A 21,864-nucleotide genomic window follows, 5' to 3' on the forward strand; every position below is an offset into this window, starting at 1 on the left:
GAAGTACTCCGCCTGTCTGTGGCCCCGCGGGGGTGACCGGTTGAGGCAACCTCGTGCAGGGTGGGGCTGCTGCGCTCAGGCGGCGTCGAGTTCGGGGAAGACGACTTCGTCCAGGACCAGGTTGATGGCCACGGCGACCGGGACGGCGACCAGTGCTCCGACGATCCCGAGCAGGGCTCCTCCCGCGAGGACCGCGACCACGGTGACGAGGGGGTGGACGTCGACCGCGTAGCGCATCGCCCGGGGCATGATCAGGTAGTCCTCCAGCAGGCGGAAGGCGATGTAGAAACCCGCGGTGGCGACCGCGACCGGCCAGGACACCGACAGCGCCACCAGGCTCACGACCACACCCGCGATCGTTGAGCCGACCATCGGGATCATGTCCATCACCGCGGTGAACACTCCCAGTGCCGCCGCGTACGGGACGCTCATCGGAGCGCACCACGCGAACGTGGCCACTCCGGCAATCGCGGACGTGGCCACGTTGCCGAGCATGAACCTGCCGATGCGCACCAGGATCTCCTCGGTGATCTCCTGGGTGCGGGCGCGGCGGCTGCCAGGGACCAACTGGTAGAAGAAGCGCTTGATGGCAGGCATGCCGGCCATGAAGTACACCGTCAGGGTCACGACCACGGCAGTCGCGGTGAGGGCGCTGACGACATACAGGCCGGCGCCCAACAGGCCGCCGAAGATGCTGGATCCGCCGCCGGAGCCGATCTGGGTCTTGGCCTTGTCCGTGAGGTGGTAGCGGTCCTCCAAGCGGCCCAGGGTCGACTGGTGGTCGTGCAATTGCTGCAGCCAGCCCGGCACCGCGTGGATGAGCGCTTCCACTTCGGTGACCACCGGGGGGACGACCACGGCGAGCAGGCCCGCCACGATCAGGAGCAACACGGCGCACACGATCAGCACCGCGCGCCCGCGCCGGTGCCCCCGCGCCACCAGCCACCCGACCAAGGGTTCCAGGCTGACCGCCAGCAAGAACGCCAGCACTACCAGCAGCAGCACCTGACTGGCCCGGAGCACCGCCTGCGCGACCTGCCACGCCAGGAAGGCCCCCAGGGTGAAGGTGAATCCGGCGACGAACCAGGACCTGCGCCGCATGCCCCGCACATTCAGCGCCGCCGGCCCCGACAGGCCTTGTGCTGGTGGTATCTCGACCGGGTCCTGCGCGGGCCCGGATATCGACGACATGATCTGCCCTCTGCTTTCTGCGACCCGCGGGGCATCGTCATCACTGCAGAGCGATCCCGGCGGCCTGCCACACACCCACCGCGAAGACATCACGGCCAACCGGTCGACTTCCCCCTCGGCACCCTTCCAGACGTGCAGCGAAAGGCCCGCCTCGCGCGATGCGGGGCGGGCCTGCGTGATCTCGCGGCTACGGGAGCGGAATCAGGTGGTGGCCTCTGCGAGCATTCCTTGCCGCAAGCGGTCCAGGACCTTGGTCAGGAGTCTGCTGACGTGCATCTGAGAGATGCCGAGCTCGACGCCGATCTGCGCCTGGGTCATCTCGTCGCCGAAACGCATCTGCAGGATGCGCAGGTCGCGCTCACCCAGCTGCGCCATGAGCGGCTTGAGAACGTGCAGGCGTCCTTCGGAGCGACCTTCCCGGCATCCTCCACCCAAGGCAGATCTGCCACCGTCGCAACGTGAGTGGCCGGGGAGGCTATCGCTGCGGATGCAGTGGCCATGAGTTGACTCCCGGAGTGTGGTGGCTGCCTGGCGTGCTGAAGCTGCGGATACCCGGTATCACCCCAGCCATTCCCGCCGCACGCCGAACATCTGTTCCGAGATGCATTTCGGCGCGTGTCGCGCACGGACGAAAGCCGCACCGGGTTCATTGCAGAAAGCGTCTGCTGGTGGCCGAAGAGAGGGCTGCAGGGACCCCGTTACCGTGCTCCTGGTGGTCAGCCCTCGTGGCTCTGGAGGAGTTCCTTGACCTTGGCGATGGCGAAGCCCCAGCCCTGCTGGACGGTGGGCTTGCCGGGGACGGCGACTTCTTGCGGGTTGGTCAGTACGTCGAGGAGGACCGGCCCCGGGGTGGCGAAGGCGCGGCGGACGCTGTCGGTGAGGGTGCCGGGGTCGGTGACGCGGATGCCGGTCAGGCCGAGGGCGGTGGCGACCGCGGCGAAATCGGGGTTGTCGAGCTCGGTGCCGAACTCGGCCAGTCCGGCCTGTTCCTGTTCGAGTTTGACCATGCCCAGACGGCGGTTGTCGAAGACGACCAGCTTCACCGGCAACTGATACGTCTTGATGGTCATCAAGTCGCCGAGCAGCATGCTCAGTCCGCCGTCGCCGCAGAACGCGACGACCTGGCGGCCCGGTGCCCACAGCTGTGCGCCCAGCGCCTGGGGCATGGCATTGGCCATGGAGCCGAGGTTGTAGGACCCGATCAGACGGCGGTCACCATGCATCGTCACGAAGCGGGACAGCCACACGGTGGCCATACCGGTGTCGGAGGTGAAGATCGCGTCGTCGTCGGCGCACGCGTCGACCGCGGCGGCCAGAGCTTCGGGCCGGATGTCGTGGTCGGGGTTGTCCAGTGCGCTGCGCAGCCGTCCGGTCCAGCGCTTGGTGTCGTGCGCGGGTTCGGCCAGGCGCTGCTGGCCATCGTGCCAGGTGGCGAAGTGCTTGCGCGCGGTATCGAGGTGCGCGCGGTCGGGCTTGGCGTCCAGGTGAGGTAGCAGGGCGCGCAGGGTGGCGCCGGTGTCGCCGGCCAGTCCTGCGTCGATGGGTACACGCCGCCCGAGGTTCTGTTCCTGGGTGTCGATCTGGACGACGCGGCAGCCGGTGGGGTACCAGTCGCGGTAGGGGAAGTCGGTGCCGAGCATGAGCAGGGTGTCGCACTCGTCGAGTGCGCCGGCCGCGGCGGGATTGCCGATCAAGCCGGTCTGGCCGACCTGGTAGGGGTTGTCGCCCTCGAAGCCCTCCTTGGCCTTGAGGGTGAGCACCATGGGCGCGCCAATGTGCTCGGCCAGTGCCAGGACTTCCTCGCGGGCGTCGCGGGCACCGCGTCCCACCAGCAGGGTCACCTTGGACGCGGCGTTGATGATCTCGGCCGCCTGCAGGATGCCGGGCTCATCGGGGCGGGTGAGCTGGCGGGTGCGGGGGAAGCGGGCGGGACGGTCCTGCGTCAGCTCCTGGTCGCCCAGGTCGCCGGGCACTGTCAGGACCGCAACCCCGCCGTGGCCGACCGCGGCGCGCACAGCCGCCTCCAGGAGACGGGGCATCTGGTCGGGTGAGGTGACGGTGGCGCGGTAGACGGCGACGTCGCGGAACAGCAGGTCGTTGTCGACCTCCTGGAAGTAGTCGCTGCCCATTTCGGCCAGCGGTACCTGTCCGGCGATGGCCAGCACGGGAGTGCGGCTCTTCGCGGCGTCGTAAAGGCCGTTGAGCAGGTGGATCGCGCCCGGCCCGACGGTGCCCATGCACACACCCAGAGTCCCGGAAAGCTGGGACTGCGCGCTCGCGGCGAACGCGGCGGCCTCCTCATGGCGGCACCCCACCCACTCCAGACCATCGGTGGTGCGGATGGCGTCGGTCAGCGGGTTCAACGCGTCGCCGACCACGCCGAAGACGTGACCGACCTCCAGTTCCTGCAGGGCGTCGATGATCACACGGGCCACAGTGCGTGCCACGGAATAATCCTCCGGTTCGTCAGGCGGTCGAGCAGGGAAACGGGCCGGCAGGGCCAGCCGGGTCAGACGGTGAAGCGGTCGGGGTCCGCGGCCTTCCAGTCCGCCGCCCAGAATTCCGGCGCCTGGTGGATCAGCTCGCCCGGCGCCAGGGGCGGGTACAGCTCGGCGTACGAGCGGACGATGACGGAGTCGATGCGGCGGCGCAGCATGTGCGGGGCCAGGCCTGAGGGTTCGTCCACGCCCATCGACGCCATGATCTGCAGGGCGCTCTTGACGGTCGCTTCCTGGAAGCGCTGGACCCGCCGGGACTTGTCGCCGACGTCCAGGGCGCGTGCCCGGCGCGGGTCCTGGGTGGTCACCCCGGTCGGGCAGGTGTTGGTGTGGCACCGCTGGGCCTGGATGCAGCCCACCGCGAACATCATCGCCCGGGCGGCGTTGGTGTAGTCGGCCCCCTGAAGGAGACGCTTGACCAGGTCACTGCCGGTGGCGACCTTGCCACTGGCCCCGATCTTGATCCGGTCCCGCAGGCCCGTACCGACCAGGGCCTGGTGGACCGTGGTCAGGCCGTCCGTCAGGGGCATGCCCAGATTGTCGGCGAACTCCAGGGGCGCGGCCCCGGTCCCGCCCTCGGCACCATCGACGATGATGAAGTCGGGTGTGACGCCCTCGTCCAGCATCGCCTTGCACACCGCCAGGAACTGGCTTCGGGAGCCGAGGCACAGTTTGAACCCGGTCGGCTTGCCGCCGGACAGCTCCCGCATCCGGGCCACGAAGGCAACCAGTTCGCGCGGGGTGGAGAAGACCTGGTGGTAAGGCGGGGAGATGATGGTCCTGCCTTGCGGGACGCCTCGGACCTGGGCTATCTCCGCGTTGACCTTGGTGCCGGGCAGCACCCCGCCGATTCCGGGCTTGGCCCCCTGACTCAGCTTGAGAGACACGCACCGGACCTGCTCGTGCGCGGCCTTGTCGGCGAACATCGCGGGGTCGAAGCCGCCCTGATCGGTACGGCAGCCGAAATACCCGGTACCGATCTCCCAGACCAGGTCCCCGCCCGGCCGCAGGTGGTACTCCGACAGGCCACCCTCACCGGTGTCGTGGGCGAAACCGCCCAACGCGGCACCGGTGTTCAACGCGAGGATCGCGTTCGAGGACAGGGAGCCGAAACTCATCGCGGAAACGTTCAGCAACGCCATGTCGTAGGGCTGCTTGCAGCCCGGGCCGCCGACCCGCACCCGCGGCACATCCGTACGCACCGGGTGCGGGGCCATCGATGGGACCAGGAACTCGCTTCCCGTCGCGTACAGGTCCTGCTCCGTGCCGAAGGGCTCCTCGGCGTCGGTTCCCTTGGCACGCTCGTAGACGATGCTGCGGGTGTCCCGGTCGAACGGCCTGCCGTCGACGTTGCGTTCCACGAAGTACTGCTGCATCTCAGGGCGGATGCCCTCCAGGGCGAACCGCAGATGACCCAGCACCGGATAGTTCCGCAGCACCGAATGCCTTCGCTGCACCAGATCCCACACCGCAAGCACCAGCAAAGCCGTCAGCGGTCCCCCGGCAAACCACCACCACGGCGAGGCCACCAGCGCCAAAGCGGCACCGGCGACAGCAAGACAACCCAGCAACGCGACCCACAGCATCCTCAGCACACCACGCGCCTACCCCGATCGCGCAGATCAAGCGGTCCTGTGTGGCCGCTTCCGGGTCGGCGTCGGGGACCGGGCCGTCCGGCGGCTGTGGGGCCGCCGGACGCACACGACGTGCCGGTGATGGTGCTCGTTCAGGCGCCTGGCCCCGTGGCAATCGCTTCCGTCGGCAGGCCGCGGGCTGCGAGGCGTCGAGCACTGCCGTCGGCCAACCGGTAGGACAGCCCCACCACGGCGGTCCGTCCGGTGGCGACACCGTCTGCGAGCACCCGCGAGCGGTCCAGGAGGAGATCCACGGTCTGCCGTACGTGCTCGGCGATGAAGTCGTCGTCCCCGGTGAGCCCGGCGGCGCGGGCGGCCAGGACGCTCGGCGTGACGCGCTCTATGACGTCACGCACATACCCCGTGGTCCCCAGGCCGTCGACGAGGGCGGCACGGGTGGCCGCGACCGCACCGCACGAGTCGTGGCCCAGCACCACGACCAGCGGGCAGTCCAGCACACTCACCCCGTACTCGATGCTCCCCAACACCTCCGGCCCCGCCACATGGCCGGCAGTACGGACCACGAAGAGGTCACCCAGGCCCCGATCGAAGATGATCTCTGCGGCCAGACGGGAGTCGGAGCAGCCGAACAGCACGGCGAACGGACGCTGGCCGGCCGCGGTCTCAGCGCGGCGCGCGGCGTCCTGGTTGGGGTGTTGCAGCTCGCCGGCAACAAAACGCTGGTTGCCGGCCAGCAGCAGCTCGAAGGCTTCGGAGGGAGTCAGGATCGGGGCCTCAGTCATAGCAGCAGGCTACGACCAGCCCCAGCCCACCACCTCACAAGGGTCCGCCAAAGGAAGCTCCGGTGCGGTGACCGGGAGACGGATGGTCCTGGGGTCACCAGGCCACCCCAGCCGCTCTCGGATCGCAGGGGCTGAATCTGCGGAAGGCGACGTCAATGGCGGCCGTGTGCGCTGTCCGAGGCGCCGCCGAAAAGCCTGGCGATCAGGCGGAAGGGCAGCGAGACCACAGTGGCGATGGCTGAACCGATGCTTCGCAGGGCATCTGCGATGGCCTTCAACATGAGAACGTGCCTCCAGTCATGCACCACACGCCGAGACGTCGCTGAGATGTGAACGCCGCCGAATCCCGGGCCAGCGGCGGGGCGGGCGCCCGGAATCCCCCTATGGATCATCACGAGCTGATAGAGAGGTGAGGTGGGCGGGCCCGGGCGGCGAAGCCCGGACCCGCCCACCTCCTCAGAGCAGCCCGCGATGACCGTCAGGAGCGACGGTGCTCTGACGACGCTGCGATCAGCGGCCGAGGGCCTTTATGAGTTCGGCCTTGCGCATGGAGGAACGACCCTCGATGCGGCGACGCCGGGCTTCTGCGTACAGCTGGTCGTAAGTGCGGCTGGCCGGCCCGGTGTGGGAGCTCAGGCCGCTGCGCCGCGCCGCGGGGGTGTTCTTGTGCGAGGTGCGAGCGATGGTGCGCGCCGCACTCACCGGAGCGCGATCCTTGCTCACCGCGCGGGTGGTGACCTTCTTGGTGCGTGGTGCGCTCACGCCCCGCTTGGTCGAGCCGGCCTTGATGCGCTCGTTCTGCCGTTTCCCCTTGGCGGTGGAACCTTGCGGCATGTCTGCCTCCTGATATCGCGAGTGGTTGGAGCCGCTCGGTTCTGTCCGGCGGTCCCCGCCGATCGTCGCGTCCGTCGATGAGCCCGGCATCCTGGGTGACGCCATTCGGGGTGGCGCAGCGACATGGGGACCGTGCCGGTACCAGTCCCAGGGGAACCTCGACGTCGACCTTCTGGCAGTCGTCAGCCGGTCCGACGTGGGATACAGCGATGGCAGCTGACGAGCCTGCGGTTGAGGTTCCTGGAGCGGAGGCTGGAGGTGCCACCTGGACGTCCACCGGAGTGCGATCCGCCGCAGAGCCCAAACCGCTGGCCGGCCAGGACCCATTCCGTCATGCTCGGGACCTGAGCCGGATCGGCTCACTGATCCCCGTCCTCACGGGATGGGGCGAAGAGCAGGGCGAACTGACGGTCGAGTTGGCGGACACAGTCGGGGTCTGGCGCAGTGATCGCATAGCGCCAGCTCATACCGTCAGCGGGGTCGTCCGCGTACAGCAGCACACCTGCACCGGTGCCGGGATCGTAGGCCAGGCCCGCTGCCGCCAGGAGATCTACAGCCTCGGGGAACGTGTACACGCGGTCGGCGCGACGAGTCCCCATCAGCCAAGCGGGCGTCGGGGAGGACGGAAGCAGCCGGGTGATCATGGCGTGCGGGGTCGTGGTCGCCGTGCGCCGCACGTTCGCCTCGGTGGCGTACAGCCCACCCTGCCGGGTGACCAAGGCATCAATGCTGTAGGGGCCTCGGTAGCCTCGCGCGGCGAGGTAGTCGCCCAGATCGAGGCCCCACCGCTCCAGCTTCTTCACGGTGTATTCGGGCACGTCGGCCAGTGGTGAGCGGTAGCCGGTGAAGGCACCGTCGCGGGTGCTCATCTCTCCACTGAACAGCATGCGGGGCTCTTGTTCCCCGGTATGGAACTGGGCGCTGACCGATCTGCAGTGGGCGAGGTATTCCTCGACCACCCATTGGCCGGCGGCGGGTTCCGCGGCCAGGGGCAGATCTCTGCCACTGATGAACCGCAGACCGTGGCCACCTGCGGAGCGGTCCGGTTTCACGACGATGTCCTGGTAGGCGCCGATGAGTTCGCGGGCCACGGCCGGGAGCCGCGAGCCATCGCAGAGCTGTCCGTCGGGCAGCCGCATCCCCAGATCCTGTGCTGCGGTCCGGAAACCCGCTTTGGTGTTGAGGAGCGCGGTGACAGCAACAGCGTCCGGGCCCGCCGCCCGAGTGCTGAGATCGTAGGGCGAGATCGGGATGTCGAGCTCCGCCGCGAGTGCCACCGTCGCGCTGTCCAGAGCAGTGGGCAAGAGGCGGTATCCGGGCCGCTGTGCAACGAGGTCGCGCAGCGATGTGAGCGCGCGGGTGGACCGCACGGTGTCGGCCATCGCCGCCCCCGCGACATCCGGAACGGTGAGGATGCTGATCGCGTCGATCGGCATGTCCAGCACGGAGCAGGCGTAGCGGATGAATGCCGGCGACAGCGGGACCGGGGTGAGCAGCACATCCCCTGGGCGCGCAAGCCAGATTTCACGGGGAGCCTGGAGCGACCACTGCCGGAGTATCGCGCTCTGTTCAAGGTCTATGGCTGTGTCGGAGGCGAAGTTCGCCAGAATGACCAACGGTCTGTCGCGTGGGCGGGGTGGCAGCATGGCCAACTCCTCGTTCACTACGGTGAATCATGGGTGCCCTGCCGGCGGGCGCACTTTCCGGTCGGGCTCAGTGCTGAGGCGCGACTTCCGGTGGCGGGGCTCCGTCCGGCACAGGCCGCGTTGCTCCGCCGAGCGGTGTGCGCAGGGCGGTACTTCCGTCCCGCCAGGCGGACAGAAGATGGTCGGCGAGGAGGTACTCCAGGTGCCCGGTGGCCTCGATACCCAGAACGATGTCCGGTGCGAGGTACGGCTCGTCCTCGAGAAGTCCGCCGATCACATCGCGGCGGACCAGTTGTTCATGGACCGCGTCGGCTTCCACATGCTCGTCGTAGAACCGTTGCGCGGCGGCACCTGCTCCGACGCGTCTCATCGCCTTCGCCATCCTGCGGGATCCCGGGGACGAGGTCACTTCCACTGCGGCGAAATGACCGACCAGCGCACCTCGCAGGGATCGGTGGAGTCCGAACAGGGACATCAGGTTGACCGTGGCCAGCGCTTGAGCGGGCCCCTCCTCGAGGTAGCGCCCGTAGGCGGTGTCGAGATCTAGGTCGGCCATCAGGTCGGCGAACAGCTGCGCGTGGATGTTCTCCGCCCTGCCGGCACCGAACTCGTCGAACTCGATGGCCACCATGGCCGCCTTCGCTCGCCCCCGCAGCCTCGGCACCACCCACAGGTGGGGGTCCGCCTCCTTGAGGTGGTAGAGCGAGCGCAGAGCCGCATACTCCCGAATCTGCCAGCGCTCCCCCTCGCGTTGCAGGTGGTGGCTCACGCTGTGGCCGTTGTCCTCCACCGGCTCCACCAGCAGCGCGTCCACCGTCTGTCGCACGTCGCTGCCGCCTGAGGTGTGCGCGCGAAGGGCGCTCAGAAAGATGCCCTCGGCGGCTGCACGCACGCGCAGCAGAGCGGGGTCCCATTCCAGGCCCTCGTCGACCGCCTCGAAACCGCGGTAATGCAGTTCGTACAGGACGTACAGAAGAAGCTGGAGATCATCGCCGTAGGGATCGGCTTGACGGATCTCGCCCTCGGAGGGCAACGGCGTACGCCGGCCGCTCAGGGCGGCAAGAACGCTGCCGGAGAGAGGTCCGCGTGCTGGAGGCAGGCTCGGTTCCGAAGTGATACGGCCAAGGTGTTCCGTCTGACGAGTGGTCACGGTGCTCCCTCCTTGTCCTGCCTTCCGTCCGTCCCTTCGACTCCACGTCCGGAAGTCGCTCCGGCTCCGCACGCCGGGGCTCGGACGGTGTCGGCCGCGGCGGGAATGTGCTCCCGACGGCGATGGCTGGTGTCACACCAGGGGTGGATGCGGCTGCGCCGACAGGTGCAGAGCGCGACGACGACCCGATCGGAGACCACCAGCTTCCCGTCGTCCGTCATCACTTCGACGGGACCCTCCACGAGGATCGGGCCGCCGTCCACCACGGTCACGCGGCGCGGTTGTTCAGTCCTTGTGTGCACGGATGATCACCAGTTCTTCCCTGTCGGTGCCGGCCGGCACCACACCACGCTCCCGGAGCCATGACAGTCGCCCGCGCATCACCGGTCCGAAGGGGATCGCCACCCGCTCACTGACCGAAGCGCTCAGCCCTGCCCGGACAAGTCGGCTCACCGTTTCCTCCGGGCCGCTGAACCCCGAATGGACCATGAGCAACACGCCGCCCGGACGCAGCGCGGTAGGAGCGGCTTCACAGATCCGGTCCACCAAGGCCCGCCCGTCGACACCTGCGTCCCATGCGCGGCGGGCACCACGTCGCGGCAGTTGCGCACTGGCCGAGGGTACGTACGGCGGGTTGGAGACCAGCACGTCGAACGAACGGCCCGGCACTACCGACAGCAGATCCCCGCGCAGGACGCGGACCGGCAGACGGGCAAGCGATGCGTTCAACCGCGCCGATGCCACGGCCCGACGGCTGATGTCCACCGCCGTCACCCTGGCGCCCAGCCGAGCAGCATGCAGAGCCAACGCCCCACTGCCGGTGCACACGTCCAGGACGTCCATCCCCGCACCGACACCCTCCCGCCCCATGGCAGCTGCCAAAAGCGAACTGTCGGCCTGTGGGCTGTACACGCCAGGCAATCGCAGGATCCTGCCCGCCCACGGAGACAACTCGCTGGTGACGCTCACCGCAGCCTCTCGGGTCATCACACCACCGCCACCGCCGGACGGCTCCTGTGCCAGGCTCCGCCCGTCCGAGCCGCGCCGCGACCTTTCCGGGGCCGTACCGCTCCGCCATTCCACAGCCGAAGACCGCCAGCCGGCGTCACGGCCTTCTCTTCCTGAATTCAGCACCGTTCGACCTTTCAGCGGGCCAACCCACACAAATCCCGCGTGCCCCGGCTTCCCCTTCCCACACATCACCCCCGTCACGGGCCTCACGACACCGCTCACGGGACCCGGCACAACCGGGCGAGAACGACCTGCTGCCCGTCAGGGCAGTGGGGTGCCGCCGGTGGCGTTCAGAATCTCCCCGGTGATGTAGCCGGCTTCCTGAGAGGCGAGGAAGACATAGGCGGGAGCCATCTCAGCCGGCTGCGCCGGCCGCTGAAGGGGCAATTGCTTGCCGAACTCGGCGACCTTCTGGGGGGACATCGTGGCGGGGATGAGAGGAGTCCACACCGGACCGGGGGCGACCGCGTTGACCCGGATCCCCTCGGTTGCGAGTTGCTGAGCCAGACCCTGTGTGAAGGTGACGATGGCACCCTTGGTCATGGCGTAGTCCAGCAAGTGCGGGCTGGGCTGGTAGGCCTGGACGGAGGCGGTGTTGATAATGGACGACCCCGGAGCCAGATGGGGAAGGGCAGCTTTGCTCAGCCAGAACATCGCGTAGAGATTGGTCTTCATGACGCGGTCGAACTGCTCGGTATCGATGGCTGACAGGCCATCGGGCTGAGACATCTGGTAGGCCGCGTTGTTGACCAGGACGTCCAGGCCACCGAGCTGGTCCACCGCGCGGCGCACTACAGCGCCGCAGTAGTCCTCCTGCCGCACGTCGCCCGGCACGGCAAGCGCCCGCCGTCCCGCGTGCTCGATCAGCCGGACGGTCTCCTGTGCGTCCTCCTCCTCGCTCGGCAAGTAGGAGATTGCCACGTCCGCGCCCTCACGAGCGAAGGCGAGCGCAACGGCACGACCGATCCCGGAATCCCCTCCGGTGATCAGAGCCTTTCTGTCCTGCAACCGGCCGGAGCCGCGATAGGTGTCCTCGCCGTAGTCAGGCTCCGGATCCATGGCTCCGCTCAGCCCCGGATGGGTTTGATCCTGCTCCTCGAATTCCGGCTGCGGGTACTGCTCTGCGGGGTGACGTGGAGAGAACTGATCTGGAGACACGGACAGCTCCTGGGGTATGACGAAGGGTGCATGCTGATGAGTGGTGCATGCCGGGGCGATACGACTCGCTTCACCCTTCGCGTGCCCGGAAGCGCCTGCCCCTAACGCCCTCAATAAGCTCATTTCATCAGATTGGGCACGCACAGAGGAGAGCTCGCGCAGCCCCTCACCACCCCGGTCGCCGCGCACCAGCGCGCCAGGAGTCCGTCGGCGGGCCTGGCCGGACGCGTCGCACAGCGCTCCGTGCGGAGTGCGCCGCGCGACCGCCGGCACTCCGCCGAGCAAGGCGCGTGGCAGCGCCTGCCCTCCCGCATCTGCGGCCCTCACAGCAGGGCGTACGGGTGTGTCAATTTAACGGCTCTGTCTCACATTCGGTGGTGACGCCGAGTGGCGCAGGTCGTTGATGTGAGTGCGAAGGCGTCGGCGATGCGCTGGACGAGCCTCCGCTTACATCGAGTCGGCACCGAGGGTCCGCAGAGGCGGGAAGGCGGGAACCGGACCGAGGGTCACGGTGCCCGGGCGGGCGAGACGGGTCAGGCCGCGGCGGTAGACGGCAATGGCTTCCTGGGTGCGGCCCTGCCGGTTGAGCAGATCTCCGAGGAGGCGGCAGGTGTCGGCCAGGTCGCCGATGACGTCGGCTTCTTCCTGCAGGGGGATGGCGGCCAGGTATTGCTGCTCGGCCCCCCCGGTGTCGCCTCGTTCTTCGTGGATCAGCCCGAGCAGCCGGTGGGCGGCAGCCGCGTGCACGGCACCCCGGCCTGGTCCGAGCCCCTTGAGGAGGTCGAGCAGGAGTTGCTCGGCGTCGGTGTCGTGGCCGCGGCGGCGGCGGACATCGGCGAGTTCGACCTCGACCTGCACGGCGTAGAACGTTCCTCCGGTCTCCCGTAGCATCTCGCGCGCCGTGCGCAGTTCGTCTTCCGCTTCGGCCAGGCGGCCGTGCTGGGTGTGCAGATAGCCGTGCATCCAGTGGCACAGCGCCAGTTCCGAGCGGATTTCGCGCCGCTGGTAGAGCTCCTGGGCTTTCACCAGGTAGTTCTCCGCGTCCTCGTAGCGTCCCTGGGCGGCCAGGGTTCGGGCGACGGACCGGTGGAGGCCGGCAATCGCGACAGGGTCTTTCACCTGGGGAGCGAGGTCGAGGGCAAGGCCGGCGGCCTTGGCGGCGCGCTCGTAGGCCCCGAGGTCCATGTACGGGGTGATGACGGTGACGTACAGCAGAAGCAACGCCTCGGGGTCCGGCAGGCCCTCGGCGTTCAGTTCGTTGATGGTCTTCTCCAGCAGGTAGCAGGCGTAGCGCACGTCGCCTTCCAACTGGTGGGCGGTGGCCAGGCCGCGCACCGCGCGGACCCGCGAGGGAAGCGGCTCGTCCGCCATCAGGCTTTCGGCCCGCTCGAACTGTGAGCGCCCCTCTGCCAGCGCGCCGCGCCGCAACATGCAATGCCCGAGTGAGACCCGCAGCTGTGATTCAAGGTCGTGGAGTTGGTGCGCTTGCGCCTGCTCGATGAGGCCGATCAGCAGCGATTCGGCATCCGTGCTGGAGCCGCTGTCCATCAGACCGCTCGCCTGCGCGAGGCCCTCCCGCAGTTCGGCCCGCAGTTCGGCCGGGACCCCGGTCGCCAACTGCTCATAAGTGGTCCCGAGTTTGCCGGCGAAGTAACGCAGCGCTGTCTCGGACGCCCTGACTTTTCCGGCTTCGACGGTGGAAACGTACGCCGGAGTGTATTTGGGTTCGGCCAACTGGCGCTGAGTGAGCCGCAGGCCGGTCCGCAGGGACTGAACGCGTTCCCCGATCCCCTTGGCGTCGCCGGGCGCGCCGTCGTCCGTACCACCGATGGGCATGCGCACCTTCCTGGCTTCGCGCGGGCGGACGCCCTCGGCACAAGTCCTATCACGCCCCCCGGCACGGGCACCTGCTTGAGCCGTCCACGAGCCGACCGGCTCTCGGTCGCATGAACGCGATGTGACTGCCCCGGAGCCCTTGGCGTGCGCGGAGCGTCCCCAGCGACCGGGAACATATCTCCATTAATACGGCTATTTGCATGGTAGCGGGACCCACTGGACCAGCGGGCCGAGGGCACACTCCGTCTCCTCCCGGTCCGGCCCGGCCGCGCCCGAGTCCTCCCCCGTGGCCGCATCGGGCACGGGATCGCTCCGGCGCCCGGCCGGACCGTCGTGACCCAACCGAGGCCGAGCAACCCGTCGGTAGGCCTTGCGGACCCCGACCACGAGCCCTAACTTAACTCCACATGTAAGTGAGATTATCCGCTCACTTACATGCAGTTTCCGTGTTGACCCTGGTGATTGAGGCGTCATGTCCGATCCGCAGCAAGCCGTAATACCCCGGGCGGCGACGGCTCCGCCTGACGGGACCGACAACGCCGACGAGCGGCCGGGGCAGTCCCCGGCCCGGCTGGCCTGGGCCCGGTTCCGCAGGGACCGCGTCGGGATGGTGTGCCTGGGTGTGGTCCTCGGCGTGGTCGTGATCGGGGCGCTGGCCCCGGTGATCGCGTGGGTCTACGGCAAGAGTCCCGCCGAGCACTACGGGCAGGACGATGCCGGCCTGCTCACCGACAGCGGGTACCCCGCGGGCGCCAACGGCGGGATCGGCGCTCGCTTCTGGTTCGGCCTGGAACCCGGGCTCGGGCGGGACGTGTTCACCCAACTGCTGTACGGCATCCGCACTTCACTGCTGATCGCGGTGTCCTGCGTGCTGATCACCAGCCTCATCGGCGCGGTGGTCGGTATCGCGGTGGGCTATCTGGGCGGGGTGGTGGAGAAGGGCTTCGAGTTCGTCGCGAACGTGATGCTCGCCTTCCCCTCACTGCTGCTGCTGATCGCCCTCACCCCGGTGATCAATTCCCGGCTGGTCGCACCGGACCAGAACGAGCCGGCCTGGATGCAGTTCACCTCAGTGATCCTGGTGCTGTCGCTGTTCGGGTGGATCACCCAGGCGATGGTGCTGCGGTCGGTGGTGCGGTCCCTGCGTGAACGGGAGTTCGTCAAGGCCGCGCGGGCGCTGGGGATGAGCCGGCGTCGGATCGTGCTCACCGAACTGCTGCCCAACCTGTGGGGCCCGGTGATCGTGCACATCACCGTCGCGGTCCCCGCCTACGTCGCTTTCGAGGCGGCCCTGTCCTTCCTGGGACAGGGCATCAACGAGCCCGTCCCGGACTGGGGCCGAATGATCGGCCACGCCGGGCAGGTCTTCTACTCCGACCCCACCTACATGCTCTTCCCCGGCGGAGCAATGTTGATCTTCGTTCTGGCCTTCAACCTGCTCGGCGACAGCGTCCGTGACGCACTCGACCCCAAGTCCGCGTGAACCGAACCCTCCAAGGAACTCCCGCGATGAGAACCATGTCCCGCGCCCTGTGCGCAGCGATCGCCGCTTCCACCTCCCTCGCCGTGCTCTCGGCCTGCAGCTCCGCCGGCGGCAACACCGGTACCCAGCACGGCAAAGCGCCCGCCATCAAAGCCGGCCAGAGTGCGGTGCGGATGGGTACCGAGGCCGAGAGCCATGGCCCGGCGCCGGTCATCTCCGGTGCGGGACGGGGCGGGACCGTCACCGTGTTGGACACCGCCGACTACGACCACCTCGACCCACAGAAGGTGTACGTCTCCCAGGGCTATGACGTACTGAACATGGTGGACCGGCAGCTCACCGGCTATACCGTGATCAACGGGCAGCGGGTCCTGGTCGGTGACCTGGCCACGAACACCGGTGAGGCATCGGACGAGGGCAGGACCTGGACGTTCCACCTCAAGTCCGGTGCGACCTGGCAGGACGGCCGAGCCGTCACCGCCCAGCAGGTCAGGTACGGCATCGAGCGCTCCTTCCAGAAGGGTTTCGAGAACGGCCCGGTGTACTGGCAGGAGTGGCTGACCGGCACCAGCACGATCACCGACGCCCAGAAGAAGTACGCCGGGCCCGCCACGGGGGACATGCCCGCCATCGTCACCCCGGACGCATCCACCATCGTGTTCCACTTCCCCAAGCCGCAGTCCGACGTGCCGTTCGCCGCCGCGCTGGGAACCGCCAGCCCGGTCCGCAAGGACAAGGACACCGGCAGCGCCTACGACCTCAGTCCGTACTCCTGCGGGCCCTACCAGATCGCCGCGCACACCCAGAACGTGTCGATGAAGCTCGTCCCCAACCCGCACTGGAAGGCCGACACCGACCCGATCCGCTACCAGTACGCCGACGCCTACGAGTTCGGTTTCGGCAAGGAACTGGTCAACATCGACCAGCAGATGCTGTCCACCGCCGGCAACGGCCCCACCACCATGAGCCTCAGCAACGCCATCGCACCCTCTCTGAACGACACGGTCAACAACCGCGCGGACCGTGGGTCGATCGCCTACCAGCCGCAGGGGATCTTCGGCTACTGGTTCGCCATCAACACAGCCCGCATCACCGACGTGAATCTGCGCACGGCCCTGCTGTACGCCTTCCCCAAGGAGCAACTCAGGCAGCTGCAGGGCGGTGCGTTCGCAGGTCAGTACGGCACCACCGTCACCACCCCTGATCTGCTGGGCTACCGCGACTACGACACCTTCCACGCTCCGGCGCGCGGTGACGTGGCCACCGCCCAGAAGTACCTGGCCCGCTCGGCGCAGAAACTCAGCACCTTGGTGTATGCCTACCGCAGCGGGGACGGGGCCGGACAGCAGCAGGTGCAGGTGCTGGCCTCGGCCTACGCCAAGATCGGTATCCATGTCGTGGCCAAACCGCTCGACGCGACGACGTACTACGACACCATCGGTGCCAAGGGCGCACCGTACGACATGTTCCTGACCGGCTGGGGAGCGGACTGGCCCTCCCCGTCGACGGTACTGCCCAACGTCTTCGACGCCCGGCAGGGCCCCTGGTACGACTCCTCCCGGTTCGACAGCTCCGCCGACACCGCGGAGTTCGACCGCATCGCGGCCCTGAGCGATTCCTCCGCCAAGGCCGCCGCGTACATCGCCCTGGAGAAGAAGATCATGGCCGGCGTCCCGGTCATCCCCTACCTGTACTCGCAGGGCTACCAGATCCACGGGGTGAACCTGCGGCTGCCCCGGGCGGCGAACGGCAATCCCCTCAACGGCGCCCACGTGGCCTGAACGGAGTCGACAGATGCTCGCCTTCGCAGTGCGGCGCACCGCCCAAGTCCTCGCGGTCCTCGTGGCCATCAGTGCCGTGACGTTCGCGCTGTTCTACGCCGGCCCGCAGGACGCCGCACGCAGCGCCTGCGGCGCCAAGTGCGACGCCGCCGCCGTGGCCTCGATCCGGCACGGAATGGGCCTGGACCAGGCGGTGCCGGCGCAGTACTGGCACTACCTCAGCGGGCTGGTCGCCGGCCGCACCCTGCAGGACATCAACGGCACCCCGGTGGCCTGCCCGGCACCGTGCCTGGGGTACTCCTACTTCCTGCACGAGCCCGTGGTGACCGCGATCGGCCAGGCGTTCCCGGTCACGCTGTCCCTCACGCTCGGCGCGGTCCTCGTGCTCGCCGTCATCGGTGGCGGCACCGGGTTCCTTTCGGCGCTCTTCCCGCGCAGTTGGCTGGACCGGGCTCTGAACACCTTCACCTTGGTCGGCGCCAGCGTCCAGCTCATCTTCATCGGCTACGCCGTCCAGTACTACCTGGTCTACCAGGCGCATCTGCTGCCGCAGCCCGGCTACACCTCGCCCTGGCACGATCCCGCCGGCTGGTTCCGCGGGATGCTGGTTCCCTGGCTGATGCTTGGCTGGGTCAGTGCCGCGGTCTACGCCCGCCTCGCCCGCACCCAGATGCTCGACACGATGGGCGAGGAGTACATCCGCACCGCCCGCAGCAAGGGGATGGGCTGGTGGCAGGCCCATCTGAAGTACACCGCGCGTGGCAGCGCGGCACCGCTGGTCCAGCTCATCGGCCTGGAGATCGGCTGGCTGCTGGGCGGGTCGGTGATCGCCGAGACGGTCTTCGGCCTCAACGGAGTCGGCAAGCTCGCCCTGACCGCCATCACCCAGAACGACCTGCCGACCGTCGTCGGCACGGTACTGCTCGCCGCGCTGTTCGTGGTGGTCTTCGTCGCCCTCACCGACTGCCTGATCGCGCTGCTCGACCCGCGTATCCGCCTGTCGTGATTCCCAGCCGGGCCGTCCCACCGCCCCAGCCCATGCCCGCCGCCGTTCCGCTTCCTTCCGTGCGCCCACCAGGGAGTTCGCCATGTCTCTGCCATCGCTTCAGGCTCCGCCGGCCGTCGCGGCGCCACCCGCACTGCGTGTCCGCGGCCTGGACGTCACCTTCGCGGCGCGCGGCAACCGAGTGCACGCAGTGCGGGATCTGTCCTTCGACCTTCAGCGCGGCGAGGCCCTGGGCATCGTCGGAGAGTCGGGTTCGGGCAAGACCGCGGCGCTGCTCGCCCTCATGGGACTGCAGCCCCGGGCGACCACCCACATTTCGGGCAGTGCGCTACTGGCCGGGGAGGAACTGGTCGACGCGCCCGAGACGGTGATGCGCCACGTGCGCGGAAACCGCATCGCCATGATCTTCCAGGACGCGCTGGCCGCCCTCAGTCCCTTCCACCGCGTCGGTGCCCAACTGGAGGAGATGTACCGGCTCCACCACCCGCGGGCCGGCCGGACCCGGACCAGGACCCGAGCCGTGGACATGCTCGACCGGGTCGGCATCCCCGAGCCCGACCGCAGATCCCGCCAGTACCCGCACCAGTTCTCCGGCGGCATGCGTCAACGCGTCTGCATCGCCATGGCCCTGATGAACGAGCCCGAGATCGTCATCGCCGATGAGCCCACCACCGCCTTGGACGTCACCCTCCAGGCACAGGTGCTGGCGCTCCTCAACGACCTGCGACGCGACCTGTCCCTGTCCCTGGTCCTCATCACCCACGACTTCGGCGTGGTCGCGGAGACCACGGACCGCACACTGGTGATGTACCGGGGCGAGAAGGTCGAGGAAGGTCCCACCGACGCGCTCCTGGCCGCCCCCCAGCACCCCTACACCCGCGCGCTGGTGGCCGCCGTGCCCACCATGGACACCCCGCCCGGCATTCGGCTGGCGACGGTGTCCGCCGCGACCACGCCACCTGCCCCGCCGGCCCCCACACCGGTGTCACTCAGCAACCGGGCTGCCGCGCCCGCCGCAACCGGGGCCGACATCCTGTCCGTCCAGGAACTGACCGTCGACTACGCCCCTCGTTCGCTGCTGCGGTGGCACAGGACACCCCGGTCGTACGCCGTGCACGACGTGAGCTTCACCATCGGCGCCGGCGAAAGCTTCGGCCTGGTCGGCGAGTCGGGCTGTGGAAAGAGCACCACCGCGCAGGTCGTCATGGGCCTGATACGGCCCACCGCCGGCACGGTCGCGTTCCGCGGCACCGATGTGACGGCGGCCTCAGGACCGGTCCGCACGGAGCTTGCCCAGCGCGTCCAGATCATTTTCCAGGACCCCTACGCCTCCCTCAACCCCCGGCGCAGCGTCGCGCAGATCATCACAGCACCGCTGCGCGTCCACACCGGCCTGGATGCCGACGCACGCCGCGAGCGGGCCGCCGAACTGCTGGAACAGGTCGGACTCGAACGCCTGCACCTGGATCGCTATCCGCACGAATTCTCCGGCGGGCAGCGCCAGCGCATCGGCATCGCCCGCGCGCTGGCCCTGGGGCCGGAACTCCTGATCGCCGACGAACCGGTGTCCGCCCTGGACGTCTCGGTGCAGGCCCAGGTGCTCAACCTGCTGTCCGATCTCCGTGACGAACTCGGCATCTCCTACCTGTTCGTCTCCCACGACCTGGCCGTCGTGCGGCACTTCTGCGACCGCATCGCCGTCATGCGAGCCGGCCGGATCGTCGAGACCGGCACCCGCGAGGAGATCTTCGAGACTCCCCAGCACCCGTACACGCGCAGCCTTCTCGCCGCGGTCCCCCGCTTCCGCACCACCGCCTGACCCAGCCGCCTGCCCCCGATATCCATGAGGCTTCGATGACCGCGCACCGACCGCCCGCCGAGAAACCCACGACCGAGCAGCCGCCCGCCTACCGGCAGGCCGGGCTTCGGCTGACCGAGCACGTCTTCACGGTGCCACTGGATCACCACCGTCCCGACGGCGAGCACATCGAGGTCTTCGCCCGCGAAGTCACCGCCCCGGGGGCCGACTCGGATGGGCGGCCTTGGCTGCTCTACCTCGAAGGCGGCCCCGGCTGCGCCGCCCCGCGGCCGCTGGACACCCAGACGGCCGGCGGCTGGCTCGCCCGCGCCGCCCGCGACTACCGCGTGCTCCTGATGGACCAGCGCGGTACCGGACGCTCCGCTCCCCTGAACCGGCAGACCCTCCCGCTGCGCGGCACTGCCCGTCACCAGGCGGAGCATCTGCCCTTCTTCCGGGCCGACTCCATCGTCCGCGACGCCGAGATGATCCGCCGCCAACTGACCGGCGGAAGGCCGTGGAGCGTGCTCGGGCAGAGCTTCGGCGGATTCTGTGCGGTCACCTATCTCTGCCTGGCGCCCGAAGGACTGCGTGAGGCGTTCATCGTCGGCGGCCTGCCCGGGCTGGACTCGGATGCCGAAACCGTCTATCGCGCGGCCTACCCCCGCATGGAACGCAAGAACGTCGCTTACTACGCCCGCTATCCCGAGGACGAGGAACGGGCCCGTAGCATCGCCCGGCACCTCAGGGAGCACGAGGTCGTGCTGCCCGGCGGCCTGCTGCTGACCGCCGAGGCATTCCAGAGTCTGGGCATCCTGCTGGGAACCATCGACGGCGCGGCCCGCCTGCACTACCTCCTCGAAGGCGCCTTCCTGTCCGGAACCCGGGGCCCCGAACTGTCCGACGCCTTCCAGCACCAGGTGCAGTCCCTGCTGTCCTTCGCGACCCGACCGCTGTACGCGGTGCTGCACGAGGCCGCCTACGCCCAGGACGGACAGCCGACCGCGTGGGCGGCCGAACGCGTCCGCGCGGAGTTCCCGCAGTTCGACGCCGGCGCCGCTCTCGAAGACCCGCACGCCCGGCTGCTGTTCACCGGCGAAACCATCCACCCCTGGCACTTCCGCATCGACCCCGCGCTGCGGCCGCTGCGCGACACGGCCCAACTGCTGGCCGAGGACACGTCGTGGACACCGCTGTACGACAAGGCGCTGCTGGCCGCCAATCAGGTGCCCACCTGCGCAGTCGTCTACCAGGACGACCTGTACGTCGACGCGGGCGATTCGCTGCGCACCGCGGCAGCCATCGGCAGCACCCGCACCGTCGTCACGGGCGACCACGAGCACGACGGTCTGGCCGCAAGCGGCACCGTCGTGCTGGACATGCTGCTCACCGCCGCCCGAGGCGACGGCTGACACCGGGTCCGGCCACCCACTCCCCCCCCATCTCCCGGGACATCAGGCCCCGGGCAGCCCCCCACAGAAAGGTCGGACGATGTCTCGGAGAAAGATACTCACCGCGCTCGGTGTGGCACTGGTGCTGGCAATGGCACTCCTGCTCCCCGCCCAGAGCGCGAATGCTTCCACCTGCTGGTACGGCTCGTGCTTCAGCTACGTCTCGGGCCAGCAGGAGGTCAGCGCCACCGGCGCCTCCGTCACCATGACCCAGGCCACCCCCCAGGTCACCGCCGGCCACTCGCTGCAGGAATTGGCCCTGCGCACCGACGACCGCAGCGCCGTCGTCGAGATCGGCTGGATGGTCGACCCGGTCACCAACGGCGACTACCAGCCTCACCTGTTCGTCTACCACTGGGTGAACAACCAGACGTCCTGCTACAACGGCTGCGGCTTCGTGCCCACTTCCAGCAGCATCAGGGCCGGCATGACCGTCCGCTCCGGCACTTCGGCCAACTTCAGCATCATCAACTACAGCGGCAACTGGTACGTGTACTACGACAACCAGCCCTTCGGGTACTTCCCCGGCTCCTTGTGGAAGGGCACCTACTCCCGGGCCCAGGTCGTCACCGCCTTCGGCGAAGTCGCCGCCAACACCGCCGACGTCCCCTCCTGTACCGACATGGGCAACGGACGACCTGGCG

The 21,864-nt window shown here is 68.7% G+C and carries 17 protein-coding genes and 2 pseudogenes; 6 read left to right on the forward strand and 13 right to left on the reverse strand.

All coding sequences use genetic code 11. The features are described from left to right. Positions 1–75: 75 nt before the first annotated feature. From O3W51_RS36290 to O3W51_RS36350, 13 genes and pseudogenes are all read right to left on the reverse strand, one after another. Positions 76–1,191 (reverse strand): AI-2E family transporter, encoded by a 1,116-nt coding sequence (locus O3W51_RS36290; protein ID WP_232486016.1) that lies wholly within the window; start codon positions 1,189–1,191, stop codon positions 76–78. Between the two features lie 201 nt (positions 1,192–1,392). Then, a pseudogene (locus O3W51_RS36295) lies at positions 1,393–1,587 on the reverse strand (sigma-70 family RNA polymerase sigma factor); the annotation flags it as partial. A gap of 320 nt (positions 1,588–1,907) precedes the next feature. Beyond that, positions 1,908–3,638 (reverse strand): thiamine pyrophosphate-dependent enzyme, encoded by a 1,731-nt coding sequence (locus O3W51_RS36300; protein WP_138352756.1) that lies wholly within the window; start codon positions 3,636–3,638, stop codon positions 1,908–1,910. Between the two features lie 62 nt (positions 3,639–3,700). Beyond that, the gene (locus tag O3W51_RS36305; RefSeq protein ID WP_138352849.1) at positions 3,701–5,275 is read right to left on the reverse strand and encodes an FMN-binding glutamate synthase family protein; all 1,575 of its coding nucleotides are present in this window, start codon (positions 5,273–5,275) and stop codon (positions 3,701–3,703) included. A gap of 140 nt (positions 5,276–5,415) precedes the next feature. Continuing rightward, entirely contained in the window at positions 5,416–6,066 is a 651-nt protein-coding gene (locus O3W51_RS36310; RefSeq protein WP_198358990.1) for a carbonic anhydrase, read from the reverse strand. 152 nt (positions 6,067–6,218) lie between these two features. Then, the gene (locus O3W51_RS36315) at positions 6,219–6,347 is read right to left on the reverse strand and encodes an LPFR motif small protein (RefSeq protein ID WP_269288419.1); all 129 of its coding nucleotides are present in this window, start codon (positions 6,345–6,347) and stop codon (positions 6,219–6,221) included. Between the two features lie 229 nt (positions 6,348–6,576). Next, complete coding sequence (locus O3W51_RS36320) at positions 6,577–6,900, reverse strand: plasmid stabilization protein (protein ID WP_138352754.1); 324 nt, start codon at positions 6,898–6,900, stop codon at positions 6,577–6,579. Between the two features lie 359 nt (positions 6,901–7,259). After that, entirely contained in the window at positions 7,260–8,546 is a 1,287-nt protein-coding gene (locus O3W51_RS36325; RefSeq protein ID WP_232486025.1) for a peptide ligase PGM1-related protein, read from the reverse strand. A 67-nt stretch (positions 8,547–8,613) separates the two neighbouring features. Then, the gene (locus O3W51_RS36330; protein WP_138352752.1) at positions 8,614–9,696 is read right to left on the reverse strand and encodes an iron-containing redox enzyme family protein; all 1,083 of its coding nucleotides are present in this window, start codon (positions 9,694–9,696) and stop codon (positions 8,614–8,616) included. A gap of 113 nt (positions 9,697–9,809) precedes the next feature. Continuing rightward, a pseudogene (locus tag O3W51_RS49035) lies at positions 9,810–9,998 on the reverse strand (CDGSH iron-sulfur domain-containing protein); the annotation flags it as partial. After that, positions 9,982–10,683 carry a HemK2/MTQ2 family protein methyltransferase gene (locus tag O3W51_RS36340; RefSeq protein WP_138352750.1) on the reverse strand — a complete coding sequence of 234 codons (702 nt, stop codon included), beginning with the start codon at positions 10,681–10,683 and terminating at the stop codon, positions 9,982–9,984. The gene O3W51_RS36340 and the pseudogene O3W51_RS49035, both read right to left, overlap by 17 nt. 285 nt (positions 10,684–10,968) lie before the next feature. Beyond that, complete coding sequence (locus O3W51_RS36345) at positions 10,969–11,865, reverse strand: SDR family oxidoreductase (protein WP_138352749.1); 897 nt, start codon at positions 11,863–11,865, stop codon at positions 10,969–10,971. 447 nt (positions 11,866–12,312) lie between these two features. Then, positions 12,313–13,701 (reverse strand): helix-turn-helix domain-containing protein, encoded by a 1,389-nt coding sequence (locus O3W51_RS36350; protein WP_138352748.1) that lies wholly within the window; start codon positions 13,699–13,701, stop codon positions 12,313–12,315. Positions 13,702–14,173: 472 nt separating this feature from the next. Here O3W51_RS36350 and O3W51_RS36355 point away from each other — a divergent pair, with 472 nt between their 5' ends. From O3W51_RS36355 to O3W51_RS36380, 6 genes are all read left to right on the forward strand, one after another. Then, positions 14,174–15,184, forward strand: coding sequence for an ABC transporter permease (locus tag O3W51_RS36355; RefSeq protein WP_138352747.1), 1,011 nt, complete (start codon positions 14,174–14,176; stop codon positions 15,182–15,184). Between the two features lie 26 nt (positions 15,185–15,210). After that, positions 15,211–16,965, forward strand: a complete 1,755-nt coding sequence (locus O3W51_RS36360) for an ABC transporter substrate-binding protein (protein WP_138352746.1) — start codon at positions 15,211–15,213, stop codon at positions 16,963–16,965. A gap of 13 nt (positions 16,966–16,978) precedes the next feature. Next, a complete protein-coding gene (locus O3W51_RS36365; protein WP_138352745.1) occupies positions 16,979–17,971 on the forward strand; it encodes an ABC transporter permease in 993 nt (330 codons plus the stop codon). A gap of 82 nt (positions 17,972–18,053) precedes the next feature. Continuing rightward, the gene (locus O3W51_RS36370; protein WP_138352744.1) at positions 18,054–19,790 is read left to right on the forward strand and encodes a dipeptide ABC transporter ATP-binding protein; all 1,737 of its coding nucleotides are present in this window, start codon (positions 18,054–18,056) and stop codon (positions 19,788–19,790) included. A 35-nt stretch (positions 19,791–19,825) separates the two neighbouring features. Continuing rightward, the gene (locus O3W51_RS36375) at positions 19,826–21,181 is read left to right on the forward strand and encodes an alpha/beta fold hydrolase (protein ID WP_198358991.1); all 1,356 of its coding nucleotides are present in this window, start codon (positions 19,826–19,828) and stop codon (positions 21,179–21,181) included. Between the two features lie 79 nt (positions 21,182–21,260). Beyond that, on the forward strand, positions 21,261–21,864 hold a 604-nt coding region (locus tag O3W51_RS36380; protein ID WP_269288426.1), incomplete at its 3' end, for a neprosin family prolyl endopeptidase.

Source organism: Streptomyces sp. H39-C1 (genome assembly GCF_027158125.1).
Taxonomy (GTDB): Bacteria; Actinomycetota; Actinomycetes; order Streptomycetales; family Streptomycetaceae; genus Actinacidiphila; species Actinacidiphila fildesensis.

Bases quoted from the DNA above. Each gene is read 5' to 3' on its own strand.
- O3W51_RS36290 (WP_232486016.1), bottom strand. From the start codon at position 1,191: ATGTCGTCGATATCCGGGCCCGCGCAGGACCCGGTCGAGATACCACCA.
- O3W51_RS36305 (WP_138352849.1), bottom strand. From the start codon at position 5,275: ATGCTGTGGGTCGCGTTGCTGGGTTGTCTTGCTGTCGCCGGTGCCGCT.
- O3W51_RS36310 (WP_198358990.1), bottom strand. From the start codon at position 6,066: ATGACTGAGGCCCCGATCCTGACTCCCTCCGAAGCCTTCGAGCTGCTG.
- O3W51_RS36315 (WP_269288419.1), bottom strand. From the start codon at position 6,347: ATGTTGAAGGCCATCGCAGATGCCCTGCGAAGCATCGGTTCAGCCATC.
- O3W51_RS36320 (WP_138352754.1), bottom strand. From the start codon at position 6,900: ATGCCGCAAGGTTCCACCGCCAAGGGGAAACGGCAGAACGAGCGCATC.
- O3W51_RS36325 (WP_232486025.1), bottom strand. From the start codon at position 8,546: ATGCTGCCACCCCGCCCACGCGACAGACCGTTGGTCATTCTGGCGAAC.
- O3W51_RS36340 (WP_138352750.1), bottom strand. From the start codon at position 10,683: ATGACCCGAGAGGCTGCGGTGAGCGTCACCAGCGAGTTGTCTCCGTGG.
- O3W51_RS36350 (WP_138352748.1), bottom strand. From the start codon at position 13,701: ATGCCCATCGGTGGTACGGACGACGGCGCGCCCGGCGACGCCAAGGGG.
- O3W51_RS36355 (WP_138352747.1), top strand. From the start codon at position 14,174: ATGTCCGATCCGCAGCAAGCCGTAATACCCCGGGCGGCGACGGCTCCG.
- O3W51_RS36360 (WP_138352746.1), top strand. From the start codon at position 15,211: ATGAGAACCATGTCCCGCGCCCTGTGCGCAGCGATCGCCGCTTCCACC.
- O3W51_RS36365 (WP_138352745.1), top strand. From the start codon at position 16,979: ATGCTCGCCTTCGCAGTGCGGCGCACCGCCCAAGTCCTCGCGGTCCTC.
- O3W51_RS36370 (WP_138352744.1), top strand. From the start codon at position 18,054: ATGTCTCTGCCATCGCTTCAGGCTCCGCCGGCCGTCGCGGCGCCACCC.
- O3W51_RS36375 (WP_198358991.1), top strand. From the start codon at position 19,826: ATGACCGCGCACCGACCGCCCGCCGAGAAACCCACGACCGAGCAGCCG.